This is a genomic window from Microtetraspora niveoalba (assembly GCF_001570405.1).
GTDB lineage: Bacteria > Actinomycetota > Actinomycetes > Streptosporangiales > Streptosporangiaceae > Microtetraspora > Microtetraspora niveoalba.
The window spans coordinates 126,514-142,649 of sequence record NZ_BBYM01000007.1; the positions used below are offsets into that span (position 1 = coordinate 126,514).

Sequence of the window (16,136 nt, forward strand, 5' to 3'; positions counted from 1 at the left end):
AGGGAGGCCCAGGATGGCGGACGTTCCCATCGTCGTCGGAGTCAACCGCACCCAGGACGGATCGATCGCGGTCGCGCGCGGCGACTCCGAGGTGTACAGCCTGCAGAAGGAGCGCGTCAGCCGCCGCAAGCACCACTGGGGGCGGCTCGGCGACCTGCCCGACCGGTACCTGCCCCGGATGCCGATCCTGACCGAGCCCGTCGATCTGGTCGTCGAGGGCTACTCGTCGGACACCGAGATCGCCAACCTCGGCGCGTACCGCGACGAGCTGCGCGCGACGCTCGACCTCAGGCCGGACGCCCGGATCGTCCTTGTCTCGCACCACCTGAGTCACCTGTACAGCGCCTTTCCCCCCTCGCCCTTCGACCGCGCGGCCGGCCTGGTCGTGGACGCCCAGGGCAGCCGCGTACGCGACCTCACCGAGGACGTGGACCTGCCCCCGGGCACCGGCGAGGACATGCTGGAGGTGGCCTCCTTCTACCGCTGCGAGCAGGGGCGCGTCGAGTGCCTGGCCAAACAGCTCTGGGACGGCGACTGGGCCCGCCCGGCCGGGCTCGGCTGCTTCTACGCGCTGCTGACCAAGATGCTCTGGCCCACCGGCGAGGGCAACGAGGGCAAGGTGATGGGGCTGGCGCCGTACGGCGACCCGGACGCGCTCGGCCTGCCCGGCCTGGAGGTGCGCGGGCACGAGGTCCTCATACCCGGTGAGTGGATGCGGGCCTTCACCCGGGACCGCGACGCCTACCGCTACGTGCCCGACGGCGCGGACCGCTTCGCCCGCTGCGCGAACCTCGCCGCCGCCGGGCAGCGGGCGTTCGAGGAGGCGCTCGCACGGCTGGCGGAGTGGCTGCACGACCGCACCGGGCTGCCCGACCTCGTCTTCGCCGGGGGGACCGCGCTCAACTGCACGGCCAACGGCCTGCTCATCCGCGAGTCGCCGTTCCGCGAGGTGTTCATCCCGCCCAGCCCGCACGACGGCGGCACCGCCGTCGGCTGCGCGCTGTACGGGCTGATCGCCTGCCTCGGCCGGGAGAGCGGGTTCCGCTGGACCGACGACTTCCTCGGGCCGGAGCCCGACGACGCCGAGATCGAGGCGGCCGTCCGGGACCTGCCCGACGACCTCGTCGCCGAGCGGCCCCCCGACCTCGCCGCCGCGACGGTGGAGCTGCTGGAGACCGGGCGCGTGGTGGGCCTGCACCAGGGACGCAGCGAGTCCGGCCCCCGGGCGCTCGGCAACCGCAGCATCATCGGCGACCCGCGCAGCCCCGACATGCGCGACTACATCAACTTCGAGGTGAAGGGGCGCGAGTGGTTCCGCCCGCTCGCCCCGCTCGTGCTCGCCGACCACGCCGAGCGGATCTTCGACGTGGACCGGCCCGCGCCGTTCATGCAGTACGCCGCCGACGTGCGGCCGCCGTACCGGGAAGGGCTGCCGGCGATCACCCACGTCGACGGCACCGCACGGCTGCAGACCGTGGAGCCGGAGGCCACCCCCTTCCTGCACGCGCTGCTCACCCGGTGGCACGAGCGGACCGGCTGCCCGGTGCTCGTGAACACCTCGCTCAACGGCCCCGGGGACCCGCTGACCGAGACGCCCGAGCACTCGATCGAGACGTTGCGCAAGACCAACCTGCACGCCCTCGTGCTGCCGCCCTACCTGATCCGCAAGCGCAAGGAGCCGCCCGTCCCCGGCGAGGACTGGGAGGCCCCCGCCCCGCCCGTCCCCCTCAGCCCCGGCTGAGCCGGTCCAGGACGTTGCGGGTGGCCCGCTCGACGACGGGCGAACCGGTCAGCGCGCGGGCCCAGTCGGTGGTGGCGGCGTTGAACACCGTGCCGCGGCCGTCGAGGCCCGCCGTGACGCCCATCGTCGCGGCCGCGTTGCCGTGACCCCAGCCGCTCGGCCGGGTGTCGCCGACGGCGAGGATGGTGAAGTCGCGCGGGGTGCCGTCCGCGCCGGTGGGCACGACCGGCACACCCGCCGCCAGCAGGTTCCGGTCGAACTCCGCCCCGTCGCACTCGTAGCCGATCAGGTGCTCCCGCTCGCCGAACACGTCGCCGTCGCGGACGCCGGTGCCGTCGTACACCCAGTGCCCGGCGTGCTGGACCCGGTAGCCGACGGGGATCGGATGCTCGTCCCTGTCCCGCTCGCCGCCGTTGCGGAAGCTGACGCCGATCAGCGCGTTCTCCGGCCGCCCGGTCTCGTGCCACACCCCCACCCGGGAGAACGTCACGTCGTCGTGGAAGACGACCCGCCACCAGCAGGTGTTCCCGCCGAAGAACGCCGCGTTGCCGCCCGCCGCCACGTGCCCCTCGACGGCCGCGCGCATCGCGTCGCTCCAGTACTCGTCGTGCCCCGCGCTCACCAGCAGCCGGTACGGCAGCAGCAGTGCCGCCCCCTCCCGGTGCAGGTCCAGGTCGGTGCAGTAGTCCACCGTGTACCCCCTTCGCTCCATCCAGGCGATGAAACGGCCGTCCCAGTGGACGAAGGTCTGCCGCGGCGTCGGGTCGAAGGGGTCGAAGTTCCCGATGTCCCACGGCGTGCCGCCGGTGCCGCCGCCCGGCCGGTGCAGCCCCACGCCCGGCACCGGCTCCACCGGCAGCTCCTCCGGCGCCGGGGTGTTGTACAGGCACCAGTGGCCGCGCCGGGTCCGCGGGTCGTACGTCCGGCCGTCCACCACGTTGTACGCGTGATAGGTGAGCAGCGGGATCTTGTACAGGATGTCCGCCGAGGGACGCGGGGGACGCACCACGAACAGGGCCCTGGCCTCCCGGCCGTCGGCCGTCGTCCGGTCCGGCTCCGCCGTCTCGCGCCCGTCGCCGTCCCCCTCGACGAGGATCGCCACGTACACGCCGGGCCGGTCGGGGGCGCGGAGCCGGTAGCCCGCCCACCCGTCCAGCGGCTCCCCGCCGAGGCCCGCGCCGGGCACGCCCCAGTCCTGGAACGGCAGGTGCTGCGGGGCCGCCCGGCCGGGCAGCCACTCCGACGTGCCGCACGGCTCCAGCTCGGCGCCGCACCGGTGGAACTGCACCCGGAACTCGGGCGCGTCGGTCGCCGCCCGCAGCGTCAGCCGGTCGCCGGCGCGGGGGCTCGGCTGCTCGACATAGCCCCTGATCATCTCGTCCTCCCCGGCGTCCGACGGCCGCCAGGTGGAACGGCGGCGCCGCACAACGATCTACCCTCCCTCCGACCCGTGGGAACACCGCGCACGGGACGCCGGTGGCTCCCGCTCAGGTCATCTCACCTCCACGGTTGGGCCGTACCGGCGAGGCGCGGCGGCCCCGGCGGCGGACCCGTCACTAGCCTCCGGGGGACTACTGCCTGTGGGGGGATGACGGTGTCTTCCAGGTCTTCCAGGTCTTCCCGGTCGTCCAGACCGTCCGGGGACCGGACGAGGGCGGGTGGGGCGACCGCCGTACGCGCGCTGGGAGCGGCCGCGGCGGTCGCCGCCGCCGTCGCCGTGCCGCTCGGCCTCTTCGCCGCTCCGGCGGACGCGGTGCAGGGCGAGGCCCAGCGCCTGATGTACGTCCACGTGCCCGCGGTGCTCACCGCGTACGCGGCCTTCGCCGTCATGCTCGCGGCCAACGTCCTCTACCTGGCCCGCCGCACCGAACGGTGGGACCGGCTGGGCCGGGCCGCCGCCGAGCTGGGCGCGGGCCTCACGGCCCTCACCATCGCCCTGGGCATGTTGTGGGCCCGGCCCGTGTGGGGCGTGTGGTGGACCTGGGACCCGCGCCTGGTCAGCACGGCGGCGATGCTGCTGCTGGCCCTCGGCTGCCTCGCCGTAAGGGCCTGGCCGGGTGAGGCGGGGGCGCCCGCGCGGCGGGCGGCGCTGGCGGGCCCGGCCGTGGCCGCCGCGATGCCCGTCGTCCACTTCTCCGTGTTGTGGTGGCGCACGCTGCACCAGCCGCCGTCGCTGCTCAAGCCGTCCGGGGCGGTGCCGGTCGACCCGCCGATGCTCGTGGCGCTTTTGGCCGGGGTGGCGGCGTTCCTGCTGGCCGGGGCCTGGGTGGTGGCGCGCCGGTACCGGGCGCTCGGCACCGCGCCCGCGAACCCGGCCCGGCCCGAGGTCGTCGAGCGGGAGCCCCTGAGGGCGGCGGCGTGACGGGGCCGGGCTGGGCGTGGGCGGGCTACCTGCTCGCCGCGCTGACCTGGGGCGGCTACGCGCTCTGGTCGGGAAGGCGGCGGTCGTGACGGCCGGGTCGTCGAGGCCGTCGCCGGGGTTGTCGCCGGGGTTGTCGCCGGGGTCGCCGGAGTCGTCCGGGCCGTCGGGGCCGTCGTCGGGGCGGGTGCGGTCGAGGCTGCCGCTGCTGCTCGTCGCCGCCGCCGGGGTCGTGCTCGCCTGCCTGGCGGTCTCGGGGCTCGGGGACGGGCTCGTCTACTACCGGACTCCCAGCGAGATCGCCGGGAGCCCGGCGGACACCGGACCGCGGACCCGGGTCGGCGGGCTGGTCGTGCCCGGCTCCGTCCACGACGAAGGCGGAGTGCTGCGGTTCCGGCTCTCCGACGGCGCCGCCGTCCTGCGGGTCGCCTACCGGGGTGAGCGCCCGGCGATCTTCCGGGAGGGCCAGGGGGCGGTCGTCGAGGGTGTCGCCGGAGCCGACGGCCTCTTCCACTCCGACCGGTTGATGGTCAAGCACTCCAACGAGTACCGAGCCGAGGCCGCCACCCCGTGAACTGCCTGCTCGGAACCCTCGCGCTCGCCCTGGGCGCGGCGGCCTCCGCGGTGGCCGCGCTCGCCTGGCCCCGGTCCGGCGGACGCCGTACGGCCCGCGTCGCCACGGCGGCGGCGCTCGCCTGCGCGGCCGCCGCGTTCGCCGTGCTGGAGACGGCGCTGCTCACCCGCGACTTCGGCGTCGGCTTCGTGGCCGGGCACGGGGGCCGGGACGTCTCGCCGTACTACACGCTCACGAGCCTGTGGTCGGGGCTCGAAGGCTCCATGGTCCTGTGGCTGCTCGCGCTCGCCGGGTTCGCGTGGGCGGCCGGCCGCGAACGGGCGGACGACCCGCGACGACCGGTCGCGATGACGGTGATCATGCTGGTGTGCGCGTGCTTCTTCGCGCTCACCCTGCTCGCCGCGAACCCGTTCCAGCCGGCCGCCCCCGTACCTTCCTCCGTACCGGCCGACGGGCCGGGGCCGAACCCGCTGCTGCGCGGCCACCCGCTCATGGGGATCCACCCGCCGCTGCTCTACCTCGGCTACACCGGCCTGGTCGTGCCGTTCGCGTACGGCGTGGCGAGCCTGCTCGCGGGAGACGCCGGCCGCGACCGGGTGCGCACCATGCGGCGCTGGACGCTGGTCGCCTGGATCCCCCTGACGGCCGGCATCGTGCTCGGCGCCTGGTGGTCGTACGGCGTGCTCGGCTGGGGCGGCTACTGGGAGTGGGACCCGGTGGAGAACGCCTCCCTCGTCCCGTGGCTCGTGGCCACGGCGCTGCTGCACTCGCTGATGGTCCAGGAACGGCGTGGCGCGCTGCGGCGGTGGAACGTCTCCCTCGCCGTGGCCGCGTTCCTCCTCGTGCTGCTCGGCACCTTCCTCACCCGCAGCGGGGCGGTGAGCAGCGTCCACTCGTTCACCACGTCGGCCATCGGGCCGGCGCTGCTCGGCCTGCTCACGGCGGCGCTGGTCGCGACCGGCGGGCTGCTCGCCCGGCACGCCGACCGGCCGGGCGCGGGCCCCGGGCTGCGGCCCGGCTTCTCCCGCGACCTGCTGTTCCTCGTCAACAACGTGCTGCTGGTGACCCTCGCCTTCACCGTGGTGCTCGGCACGCTGGCCCCCCTCGTCGTGGAGGCGGTGCGCGGGACGCCGGTGGCCGTCGGCCCGCCGTACTTCGACCGGATGACGATCCCGCCCGCGCTGGCGCTGCTCGCGCTGATGGCGGCGGCCCCGCTGGTGCCGTGGGCGCGGGCGGACCGGCGCGTCCTCGCCCGGCGGTTGCGCGTGCCCCTCGCGCTCGGCGCGCTCACGGTCACGGTGCTCGGCCTGACCGGGAGCCACCGGCCGCTGCCGCTGCTCGCGTTCGGCCTCGGGGCGTTCACCCTGGCCGCGGTGGCCGTGCGCGCCGCCGAGACGGTCCGGTGGCGGCGCGGCGTGGACCGCAGGCGGCTCGGCGGCCTGCTCGTCCACGCCGGGATCGCGCTGGCCGCCGTGGCGATCACCGGCTCGTCCGCGTACGCGCAGGAGGGGCGGGCCCGGCTCGCGACGGGACAGGTCCTCGACGTCGGCGGCTACCGGGTGCGCCTGGACGGCACCGAGGAGGAGCGGACCCGCGACAGCCTGACCGGCGCGGCCCGGGTGAGCCTGTCGCGGGACGGGAGCCCGCTGGGCGTGTTCCGGCCGTCGCTGGTGCTCTATCCGGCGACCGGCGCCCCTCCGGTGGCGAACCCCGCCGTCCGGACCGGGCCGTTCGCCGACGTGTACATCACCGTGACGGAGATCGACCCCGCGACGCGGTCGGCGGAGATCGGCGTCGCCGTGAACCCGCTGATGGCCCTCCTGTGGACGGCGGGCGCACTGCTCGTGGCGGGAGGCGTGGCCGCCGTGCCACGGCGTCGGAGGGCGGCCCTCGCCGCGCCGGCCGGCGCTCCCGGCGCGGCACGAGAGGGGGCCGGGGCACGATGAGGGACACGCCGCGGGCGGCATCGGAGGGTCCGGCCGGAGGCCCGATGAGGGACATCTCGCGGGCGCCATCGGGGGATCCGGCGGGACGCGGGCCGTTGGGGGCGTCGACGGGAGATCCGGCCGGAGCGCCGGGGGCGGCGGCCCCGCGAGGCGGGGAGCGAACGCCGTGCCGCGCCCGGTGGGTCCGCCCCGCCGTCGTCGTCGCGCTCGCGGCGGCCCTGGCGGCCGTCCTCGCGTACGGCCTGGCCGGGAAGGGGAGCACGGACCCGGCGGTGATCCGGCGCGTCCCGCACCTGGCGGGCACCACCCTGGACGGCCGGGAGTTCCGGACGTCGGAGCTGCGCGGGCACGTCGTGCTGGTCAACGTGTGGGCGTCCTGGTGCGGGCCGTGCCGGGACGAGTTCCCGCTGCTCCTGGACATCGCGCGGCGGCACGCGCGCGGGGGGCTGCGCGTGGTCGGCGTGGACACGCGCGACGGGCGGGAGGCCGCGCGGGCGTTCCTCGCCGAGTTCGGCGCGACCGGCTTCCCCCACCTCTTCGACCCCGAGGGGCGGCTCGCCGTCGAGCTGGGGGCGTTCGGAGTGCCGGAGACCTTCCTGCTCGACCGGAACGGCGTGATCGTCCGCCGCCGGGTCGGGCCGCTCACCGAGGAGTGGATCGACGCCAACGTTCTGCCGGAACTGGCCGCGTGACCGCGCGCCGCGAGTCCGGACGTCGGCCCGACGCGCCTCCTGGGACGAGTGCCCACGACGTCACCCACGATGCGCCTCCTGGGAGGAGTCCCTACGACGTCACCTACGACGCCCTCGCCTCCGATGCGCCTCCGGGGAGAAGCCGGCGCCGCGGCGGCCGGAGGGGGCGCCTGGCGGCCGTGGCACTCGCCGTACTGCTGGCCGCCGCGGCGCTGGTGATGTGGCGGTCGGCCCACCAGGGGCCGCCGGACCTCGCCGGCCGGGTGGCCGAGATCGCGTCCGGCCTGCGCTGCCCCGACTGCGAGGGCCTGTCCGCCGCCGAGTCGTCCTCGACGATGGCGCGGGCGGTGCGCGCGGAGATCGAGCGGCAGCTCCGGCAGGGGCACGACCCCGAGCGGATCCGGCGGTTCTTCGCCGGCCGCTACGGCGAGGCGTTCCTGCTGTCCCCGCCGGCGTCGGGGGCGTCGGCGATCCTGTGGGCGCTTCCCGTCGCGGTGCTCGGCGCCGGGTGCGCCGCCGCTCTCGTGCTCCTCCTCCGCAGGAGGCCGCGTCCGCGCCGCCGCCCCGGGCCCCCTCCCCGGCACTCGGTCCGCGCGGGGATCGCGCTGGCGGTCGCCGCCGTGACGGCGGGCGTCCTCGCGCCGCTGCCGGCCCGGACGGGCGGGGACGACACCCGTCCCGCCGCGCCGCGCGCGGACACGCCCGCCGACCTCGTCTCCCTCGGCCGGACCCTCGACTCCCTGGGAGACGCCGAGGGCGCCGTCCGGGCCTTCCGAGAGGCCGCCGCCCGGCTCCCGGGAGACCGGCGGATCCCGCGCCTCCTCGGGTTCGCCCTGCTGAAGGCGGGCCGCCCGGCCGAGGCCGTCTCCCTGCTGCGGCCCCTGCTCGCGCGCTCCCCGCGCGACGACGAGCTCCTGCTGGTCCTCGGAGCCGCCGAGCTCACCGCCGACCCGCCCGCCGGGAGGCGCACACTCCGGCGGTTCCTCCGGCTCGCCCCGCCCGGGCATCCCGCCGTCGCGCAGGTGCGCCGGCTGCTCGCCGTACGGCACGGCGGGAGAGGGCCCGCTGGAGCCGCCACACGGTGACGGCGACGGCCGCGAGCAGCACGGCGCGTGCCATCCGCCGGGCGCCCCCGCGCCCGGACGCGCCCCGCCGCGGTGCGTCGTGGATCGGGACCCCGGCGTAGGCGGCGGCCGCGCTCCGGCACGCCTCCTCCCGGTCCTCGTACGCCATGTTGGCGAGCAGCCGGACCTCGCCCGACGAGCCGTCGGCGGGGCGGACGTACTCCCAGCGCCAGTAGCCGTCCGGCTGCCGCCACACCTCGACGCGGTCGTCCCACCTCACGCGCCCGCCTCCTCCCCGCCGGACGCGGCGGGCCGCTCCGCGCGCGCCTCCGGCCGCCGGCGGCGGAACGCGGCGGCCACCTGCCGCCACCGCAGGTCGAGCAGCGTCGCCCCCGGATCGGCGCGCAGCGCCTTCGCCAGCGCGTACGCCACGATCGCGACCAGGACGGGGACGACGAGCACGACGGCCCGCATCGTGCGGACGATCCCGAAGACGGGGATCTCGAAGTAGCGCGCCACCACGTCGTCCGACGACGCGAGCAGCAGCAGGCCGTAGAACGCGACGGCCCAGCTCCAGACCGCGACCCGGGCCGGGCTGTCCCTCGGCCGGTCGAGCACCTGGTGGCGGCCCCGGCCGCCGCTGATCCGCCGGTCCAGCCACGGCCACAGGTACAGCACGAGGAAGGTCAGCCCGGGCATGACCACACCCGGCAGGAACGGCGCCGGGACCAGATAGCCGAAGACCCGGAACTCCACGGGAGGAAAGAGCCGGAGCGCCCCCTCGACCCAGGCGAGGAACCAGTCGGGCTGCGCCGGGGAGGTGGCCGCCGACGGCCGGAACGGCCCCCACACCCACACCGGGTTGATCTGGACCAGGCCGCCGAGGCCGAACGTGACCGCGAAGACGGCGCACAGCAGCGCCAGGGACCGGAACGCGTACGTCGGCCACATCTTCGACCCCACCACGTTGTCCTGGTTGCGGCCCGGCCCGGGGAAGTGCGAGTGCTTCTGCCGTACGAGGATCGCGAGATGCGCGCCGATCAGGGCGGCGATCGCCCCGGGGAGCAGGAGCACGTGCAGGATGTACAGCCGGGGGATGATCGACGTCCCCGGGAACTCGCCGCCGAAGAGCAGGAAGCCCGCCCACGGGCCGGCCACCGGCACCGACAGCAGCGTCGCGGAGGCGATCCGCAGCCCGGTCCCGGACAGGAGGTCGTCGGGCACCGAGTACCCGGCGAAGCCGGTGGCGATGCCGAGCAGGAACATCGTGAGCCCGATCAGCCAGTTCGGTTCGCGCGGCTTGCGGAACGCCGCCGTGAGGAAGATCCGCGACAGGTGCGCGACGATCGCGGAGAGGAACACGAGCGCCGACCAGTGGTGGGTCTGCCGCATGAGCAGCCCCGCCCGCACGTCCCAGCTCAGCGCCACGGTCGACGTGTACGCCGCGGAGGCGCGGGCGCCGCGCAGCGGCCCGTACACGCCGGTGTAGACGGTCTCGGCCGGGCTCGGCTCGAAGAACAGCGTGAGGAACACGCCGGTGGCGACCAGCGACACGAAGGCGTAGAGCGCGATCTCGCCCAGCATGAAGGTCCAGTGGTCCGGGAAGACCTTGGCCAGCGCCTTCCTGGCGACGGACGCGATCCGCAGCCGGCCGTCCAGCCACCACAACATCCGGCGGACGGCCCATCTGGTGATCATGTCGTCCTCCAGTAGCCCGGGCCGACCGGGGCGGGGAAGTCGCCGCGCGCGACCAGCATCCCCTCGGCGTCCACGCCGATCGGCAGTTGCGGGAGCGGCCGCGCGGCGGGCCCGGCCACGGGCGGCGCGCCCTTCAGGACGTCGAACACCGACTGGTGGCAGGGGCACACGAGCTGTTCGGCGGTCTGCACGTACAGCGCGACCGGGCAGCCAGCGTGCGTGCAGATCTTGGAGTAGGCGACGACGCCGTCCACCGTCCACGCGCCGCGCCCGCCCGGCAGCGCGAGCCGCGCCGGGTCGACGCGCACCAGCACCGTCATGGCGTGGTCGTCCTTGACGCGCCCCTCGGGGAACACGGTCACGATCCCGCCGCGCGCGATGTCGGAGGGCCGCAGCGGCCTGCCCTCCGCGTCCACGATGCGCACCCCGTCCCGCCACGCGGTACGGCCGAGCGCGCGCCACGGCGTGGGCCCGCTGAACAGCAGCGACCTGATCGGGAACAGGAACGCCACGGCCAGCGTGCCGAGGGCGAGCATGAGCATCCGGCGCGGCAGGGCCGCCCGGACGACCGGCTCCTGGTCCCGGTCCAGCTCGGACGCGAAGACGCGCCGGGCCTCGGGAGGCGAGATCATCGCCTCCCGCTCCTCCACGTACGGCCCCTGCGGGAGCAGCCGCCCGGCCCACACGGCGAACCCGGCGGCGAGGCCGGCGAAGGCCAGGAACAACGCGAGACCGAGGAGCTGCGTCCGGTTCCCGAGGACGTAGACCGCGGCGAAGAACACCGCGCCGAGCACGGTGAGCGCGAACGCCGCCGCGACGAGGCGGTCCGTGCCCGGGCGGCCCCGCCCGCTCATCGGGCCCGCTTCCCGAGCGCCCGGATGACGAGCACCAGCAGGCCCAGGCCGAGCACCCAGGCGATGGCGCCCTCGGTGACCGGCCCGACGCCGCCGAGCGGCCACCCGCCCGCCCCGGACGTGCGCGGGATCGAGCGGATGTACGCGATGACGGAGTTGAGCGCGTCGTCGCTCAGCGTCCCCCGGCCGAACTTCGGCATCGGCCCCGGCCCGAGCCGTACCGCCTCGGCGATCTGCACGGGGTCCGACGCGGTCAGCGACGGCGCGTACCGCCCGGCGGGCAGGGCGCCGCCCTCGCCGGTGGAGGAGTGGCAGGCGGCGCAGTCGCGCAGGTAGATCGCCAGGCCCTGCCGCACGTTCCCTCTGCCCACCGCCGGGACGGCGGGGCCGGGCCCGAACGAGGCGACGTAGGAGACGAGCGCGTCGATGTCCCGCCTGCTGAAGGCGGGCTCGCGGCGTCTCGGCAGCGCCCGCGGGTTCGGCAGCGGCATCCGGCCGGTGGAGAGCTGGAAGTCGGCGCTCGCCGCTCCCACGCCCTTCAGGCTCGGGCCGTACTGGGTGCCCTCGCCCCGCTGGCCGTGGCAGCTCGCGCAGCTGATGCCGTACAGCTCCCGCCCGCGCGAGATCGGCGCCGGGGACGGCGCCGCCGACGCGGCGGGGGCGGACGGGCCGGCCGGCGGCGCGGCGGGCGGCACGGTGAGCAGCGGTACGGCGAGCAGCGGTACGGCGAGCAGAGGCGCGGCCGCGAGGATCCGCCGCGCGGCGAGCCGGCGCGCGGTGGTCCGTCGCTGTGTCGGTGGCGGCACGGTCAGTCCAAGGTGAAGAGATAGGCGGCGATGTCGCGCGCGTCCTGCTCGGTCACGCCGAGATCCGGCATGGCGGTGCCCGGCTCGACGGCGGACGGCTTGCGGATCCAGCGCTGGAGGTTCGGCCCGCTGTTCGGCAGCTGGCCGGCGATGTAGCCGCGCCGTCCGAACGCGGTGAGCGGCGGGCCCACGAGCGCGTCGGCCCCCTCGACGCCGGGCACCGTGTGGCAGGAGGAGCAGCCGTACCGGCTGAGGAGGAGCCGCCCCTTGGCGGGGCTGCCGCCGGGCACCTCGGGCGGCGGTTCGCCGCCGACGCCGCAGGCCGCGGCGCAGACCGCCAGCACGGCGAGCGCGGCCGCGACGACCAAACGCCGTCCGGCGGCGCCGCCCGGCCGCCTCATCGGCCGGCCTCCCCGGGCGAGGACGAGGGCAGCGTCATGGCGTCGTTCCCCCTTTCGGCGGTCCCCATCCAGGCGAGGAAGAAGACCACGATCGCGGCGAAGTAGACGACGTCCGCGGGCACCCACATCACCAGGCCGGCGAGCTGCTGGTCGGTCAGCGGGTTCACGCCGGACGCGGCGGCGGCCGCCGCCTGCGACGGGTACAGCGGAGCGGGCGCCAGCGTGAGGACCGCGCCGAGCGCGGCCGCGGGCAGCGCGGTGACGAACATGTAGAGCATCGCGACGGGCGGGCAGAGGCGGTGGCGCGTGGGGGTGACGACGTGCCACCACAGCAGCCAGGCGGCGGCGAGGAAGCAGGCGTGCTCGGCCACGTGCACCGGCTCGACGTCGAGCGCGAGGTCGTAGGCGGCTGGCAGGTGCCAGATCCACAACACCGCCGAGTGGACGGCCCACGCGGTGACCGGGAGGTAGAGCGGCCGCAGCGCCGTACGGCTCACGTGCCGGAGGGCGGCGAGCCGGGCACGCCAGCGCGGCGGCAGGACGAGCGGGAGCACCAGCCCGGGGGCTCCGGCGGCGAGGAGCGGTGCGGCGACGACCATGAGCAGCATGTGCTGCCCCATGTGCGCGGAGAACCGCTCGTCGGCCAGGTGGTCGAGCGGCGGCAGCAGCGCGGCGGCGAGAGCGAGCAGGCCGGTCGCGAAGGCGGCGACCCGCCACCGCCCGAGACGGCGGGCGCCGGCCCCCGCGGCCCGTGCCGCCCGCAGCGCCGGAGGACCCGGGTGCGCGGCGTCCGGGGAACCCAGGGCCCGGGCCCGGCGGCCGGCGAAGACGCGCAGGCCGGCGAGGTAGCCTCCCGCCGCCAGGACGATCCAGGCGGTCACGGCGATCGTGTCCCATCCCCAGGAGCCGGTCTCGTCGCCGTGCGCGAGCGCCGTCATGTCACGCACGGCTGGAACGTCGCCACCGCGCCCCCGCCGAAGAGGATCAGCGCCGCGGACAGGCCGTCGAGCCAGAGTCCGAGCTGGGCGGTGAAGCGGATCCGGTCGGTCTTCCACACGGCCCTGCCGCCCAGGTCGCGGGAGGACGCCCACCACGCGGCGGCGAGCGCGCCGAGCGCGATCGCGGCGGGCAGCACCGTGGCGGTGACGACCACGGCGCGCAGCGACATCCCGGCCACGGTCGTGTGGCCGCTGCCGCAGACCAGCTCGACCAGCCCCCAGGCGGTGACCAGGTGGATCGCCCAGGCCACGACGCCGCCGAGCACGCCGTACCACAGCACCAGCCCGCGCAGCCACGGCTTCCACGGCTGGGCTTCCCTGTCCGGGTGGGAGGTCCGGTTCATCGCCACGGCCCGCCGCTCACAGCTTCGGGCTGAGATAGATCGTGAACAGGATGAAGACCCATACGGCGTCGACGAAGTGCCAGTAGAACGCCACCAGCCTGACCCTCTCGTGGCGCTTGGCGCTGAACTTGCCGCGCAGCGCCGCCACGATCGTGAACAGGATCATCACCAGCCCCACGGCCACGTGCGTCCCGTGGAAGCCGGTGATGCCGTAGAAGAGCGAGCCGTACACGTTCTCGCTCCAGGAGAACATCTCGAACTTCTCCTTGTACTCGCTGCCCTGCAGGCCGAGGAAGGTCGCTCCGAGCAGCAGGGTCAGCGCCAGGCCGCCCTTGAGCTGGCCGGTGCGGCCGTGCCGTACCGCCCAGTCGGCCCAGAGCATGGGGAGGCTGCTGCTCACCAGCAGCGCGGTCATGACGAGCGGTTTGGTCAGCTCGGGGTTCTCGATCCCGCCGGGCGGCCAGGGCCCCCGGGACGAGAACCGGATGTAGAAGTACGAGGCGAGCAGGCAGGAGAAGAGCATCCCCTCGGTGGTGACGAACAGGACCATGCCCCACCAGGCGGGAGTGCGCCCGGTGGGCGGGACCCTGCGGTGCGGAGCGGCCCTCCGCTTGCTCTCCGCGGCCTTCGAGCCTCTCGTGACGCTCATGCGGACGCCCCTTCCCGCTCTCCTCCGGCCCGGCCGCCTTCCTCGCCGGAGCCCTCGCCGCCGCCCTTCGCGGGGCCGCCGTCGCCGGAGCCGCCGGGCCGTTCCCTCGGCCACAGCCACCACATCAGGGCGAGCCCGAAGACGGCCGCGCCCGCGATCGCCGCGAAGTATCCGCCGAGGAGCAGCGACGTGAACGCGATGAGCAGCCCGAACGCGGCGACGAACGGGATCGGGGTGTCCTCCGGCATCTCCAGCGAGCGCTGCGGCTCCGCGTCCAGCTCCGTGGTGCGCAGCACGTCGTGGCCCTCGTCCAGCACGTGCAGCCGGGACCGGCTCTCCTCCCCGAACGAGTCGAGCGACAGCTGGTCCCACAGCGGGTGCAGGCTGTACACGGTCGGGATGACGGCGAAGTCGTGCGGGCGCGGCGGCGACGAGGTGGCCCATTCGAGGGTCTCGCCGCCCCACGGGTCCGGGGGCGCCTGCGCCCCCCGCCGCAGGCTGTGCAGGAGCGTGACCAGGGTGACGAGCAGGCCGACGGCCAGCAGGTACGCGCCGACGGTGCTGAGCAGGTTCCACGGATCCCAGCCCAGGCCGGGGGAGAAGGTGTAGACGCGGCGCGGCATCCCGAGCAGGCCGGCGATGTGCATGGGGAAGAAGGTGAGGTTGAACCCGGCGAAGACCAGCCAGAAGGACCACAGCCCGGCGCGCACGTTCGTCCGCCTGCCGGTGAACTTCGGCCACCAGTAGAAGACGCCGCCGATGATGGGGAAGACCGCGCCGCCGAACAGCACGTAATGGAAGTGCGCGACGACGAAGTAGGAGTCGGTGGTCTGCTGGTCGAACGGCACGATGGCGAACATCACGCCGGTGACCCCGCCCAGGACGAACACGAAGACGAAGCCGAGCGCCCACATCATGGGCACGGCGAGCACGACCCGCCCCAGCAGCATCGTCCCCAGCCACGAGAAGATCTGGATCCCGGCCGGGATCGTGATGACGATGCTCGCCGCGGAGAAGAAGGTCATCGCGAGCTGCGGCAGCCCCACCGCGAACATGTGGTGCACCCACACGCCGAAGCTGATGATCCCCGTCGCCACCGTGGCCAGCACGATGACCGGGTACGCGGCGATCGGCCGCCGCGAGAACGTCGGCACGATCGCCGAGACGATGCCGAGCGCGGGCAGCACGATGATGTACACGTCCGGATGGCCGAACAGCCAGAACAGGTGTTGCCACAACAGCGCGTCCCCGCCGCCCGAGGGCACGAAGAACTTCGTGCCGAACCGCCGGTCGAGGAACAGCATGGCGTTCGCCAGGTTCAGCGGCGGCAGCGCGAAGACCACCATGAACGAGGTCACCACGAGCGCCCACACGAACACCGGCACCCGGCTGAGCGTCATCCCGGGGGCGCGCAGCTTGAGCGCGGTCGCGATGAAGTTGATCCCGGACCCGGTCGTGGAGATCCCGAGGAACAGCAGCCCCAGCGAGTACACGTCGAGGTTGAGGTCGGGGTTGTACCGCTCGCCGCTGAGCGGCACGTACGCGAACCAGCCGGCGTTGGGCGCGACCCCGAACAGCAGGCTGGCGAACATGAACAGGCCGGCCGCCGCGAACACCCAGTAGCCGAACGCGTTGAACCGGGGGAAGGCCATGTCGCGCGTGCCCACCATGAGCGGCAGCAGGAAGTTGCCGAACCCGAACAGCATCGGCGTGGCGAAGAAGAAGATCATCACGGTGCCGTGCAGGGAGAAGAGCTGGTCGTACACGCCCGGCGAGACCACCCTGCCCTCAGGGAGGGCGAGCTGGGTGCGCATGACCAGCGCCTCGATCCCGGCGAGCGTGAAGAACACCCCGGCGGTCACCATGTAGCGCCGGCCGATCCGCTTGTGGTCGACGGTCGTGATCCACCCGCGCAGGCCGTGGCCCTCCGGCCAGTGGCGGGCCACCCGCTCGCCGGCCGCCTCCTCCGCCGCCCGGTGCGCCCCCGCCGCGTCCACGATGCTCATGGGC

Annotated in this window: 15 protein-coding genes; 6 read left to right on the forward strand and 9 right to left on the reverse strand. The window is 75.0% G+C overall.

Annotated features, from left to right (window positions below; genetic code table 11):
• Positions 1-13: 13 nt before the first annotated feature.
• Complete coding sequence (locus tag AWQ70_RS07375; RefSeq protein ID WP_067172028.1) at positions 14-1,741, forward strand: carbamoyltransferase family protein; 1,728 nt, start codon at positions 14-16, stop codon at positions 1,739-1,741.
• Here AWQ70_RS07375 and AWQ70_RS07380 read toward each other — a convergent pair.
• On the reverse strand, positions 1,728-3,116 hold the full coding sequence (locus tag AWQ70_RS07380; RefSeq protein WP_067172272.1) for a N,N-dimethylformamidase beta subunit family domain-containing protein: 1,389 nt from the start codon (positions 3,114-3,116) through the stop codon (positions 1,728-1,730). The two genes, AWQ70_RS07375 and AWQ70_RS07380, sit on opposite strands and share 14 nt — an antisense overlap.
• Before the next feature lie 219 nt (positions 3,117-3,335).
• Here AWQ70_RS07380 and ccsA point away from each other — a divergent pair, with 219 nt between their 5' ends.
• The 5 genes from ccsA to AWQ70_RS07405 all read left to right on the forward strand — a co-directional run bounded on the left by ccsA (position 3,336) and on the right by AWQ70_RS07405 (position 8,397).
• A complete protein-coding gene (gene ccsA / locus AWQ70_RS07385; protein WP_218004452.1) occupies positions 3,336-4,103 on the forward strand; it encodes a cytochrome c biogenesis protein CcsA in 768 nt (255 codons plus the stop codon).
• Between the two features lie 85 nt (positions 4,104-4,188).
• Entirely contained in the window at positions 4,189-4,674 is a 486-nt protein-coding gene (locus tag AWQ70_RS07390) for a cytochrome c maturation protein CcmE (protein WP_169808631.1), read from the forward strand.
• Positions 4,671-6,620, forward strand: coding sequence for a heme lyase CcmF/NrfE family subunit (locus AWQ70_RS07395; RefSeq protein WP_084516617.1), 1,950 nt, complete (start codon positions 4,671-4,673; stop codon positions 6,618-6,620). Before AWQ70_RS07390 ends, AWQ70_RS07395 begins: the two co-directional genes overlap by 4 nt.
• Positions 6,621-6,664: 44 nt before the next feature.
• Entirely contained in the window at positions 6,665-7,312 is a 648-nt protein-coding gene (locus AWQ70_RS07400) for a TlpA family protein disulfide reductase (protein WP_169808632.1), read from the forward strand.
• Between the two features lie 179 nt (positions 7,313-7,491).
• Entirely contained in the window at positions 7,492-8,397 is a 906-nt protein-coding gene (locus AWQ70_RS07405) for a cytochrome c-type biogenesis protein CcmH (RefSeq protein WP_067172034.1), read from the forward strand.
• Positions 8,398-8,652: 255 nt separating this feature from the next.
• Here the strand turns inward: AWQ70_RS07405 and qcrB are convergent, their stop codons facing one another.
• From qcrB to ctaD, 8 genes are read right to left on the reverse strand one after another with little or no spacing between them, the layout of a single operon-like run.
• The gene (gene qcrB / locus AWQ70_RS07410; protein ID WP_067172036.1) at positions 8,653-10,074 is read right to left on the reverse strand and encodes a cytochrome bc1 complex cytochrome b subunit; all 1,422 of its coding nucleotides are present in this window, start codon (positions 10,072-10,074) and stop codon (positions 8,653-8,655) included.
• Positions 10,071-10,928, reverse strand: coding sequence for a QcrA and Rieske domain-containing protein (locus tag AWQ70_RS07415; RefSeq protein WP_067172038.1), 858 nt, complete (start codon positions 10,926-10,928; stop codon positions 10,071-10,073). The genes qcrB and AWQ70_RS07415 overlap by 4 nt, the downstream gene beginning before the upstream one ends.
• Complete coding sequence (gene qcrC, locus AWQ70_RS07420; protein WP_067172040.1) at positions 10,925-11,734, reverse strand: cytochrome bc1 complex diheme cytochrome c subunit; 810 nt, start codon at positions 11,732-11,734, stop codon at positions 10,925-10,927. The genes AWQ70_RS07415 and qcrC overlap by 4 nt, the downstream gene beginning before the upstream one ends.
• Before the next feature lie 2 nt (positions 11,735-11,736).
• On the reverse strand, positions 11,737-12,135 hold the full coding sequence (locus AWQ70_RS07425; RefSeq protein ID WP_067172041.1) for a c-type cytochrome: 399 nt from the start codon (positions 12,133-12,135) through the stop codon (positions 11,737-11,739).
• Positions 12,132-13,073, reverse strand: coding sequence for a cytochrome c oxidase assembly protein (locus tag AWQ70_RS07430; RefSeq protein ID WP_067172043.1), 942 nt, complete (start codon positions 13,071-13,073; stop codon positions 12,132-12,134). The genes AWQ70_RS07425 and AWQ70_RS07430 overlap by 4 nt, the downstream gene beginning before the upstream one ends.
• Complete coding sequence (locus AWQ70_RS07435; protein ID WP_067172045.1) at positions 13,070-13,483, reverse strand: hypothetical protein; 414 nt, start codon at positions 13,481-13,483, stop codon at positions 13,070-13,072. Before AWQ70_RS07435 ends, AWQ70_RS07430 begins: the two co-directional genes overlap by 4 nt.
• 10 nt (positions 13,484-13,493) lie before the next feature.
• Positions 13,494-14,126, reverse strand: coding sequence for a cytochrome c oxidase subunit 3 (locus AWQ70_RS07440; RefSeq protein ID WP_084516619.1), 633 nt, complete (start codon positions 14,124-14,126; stop codon positions 13,494-13,496).
• The gene (gene ctaD, locus AWQ70_RS07445) at positions 14,123-16,132 is read right to left on the reverse strand and encodes a cytochrome c oxidase subunit I (protein WP_067172047.1); all 2,010 of its coding nucleotides are present in this window, start codon (positions 16,130-16,132) and stop codon (positions 14,123-14,125) included. The genes AWQ70_RS07440 and ctaD overlap by 4 nt, the downstream gene beginning before the upstream one ends.
• Positions 16,133-16,136 lie beyond the last annotated feature (4 nt).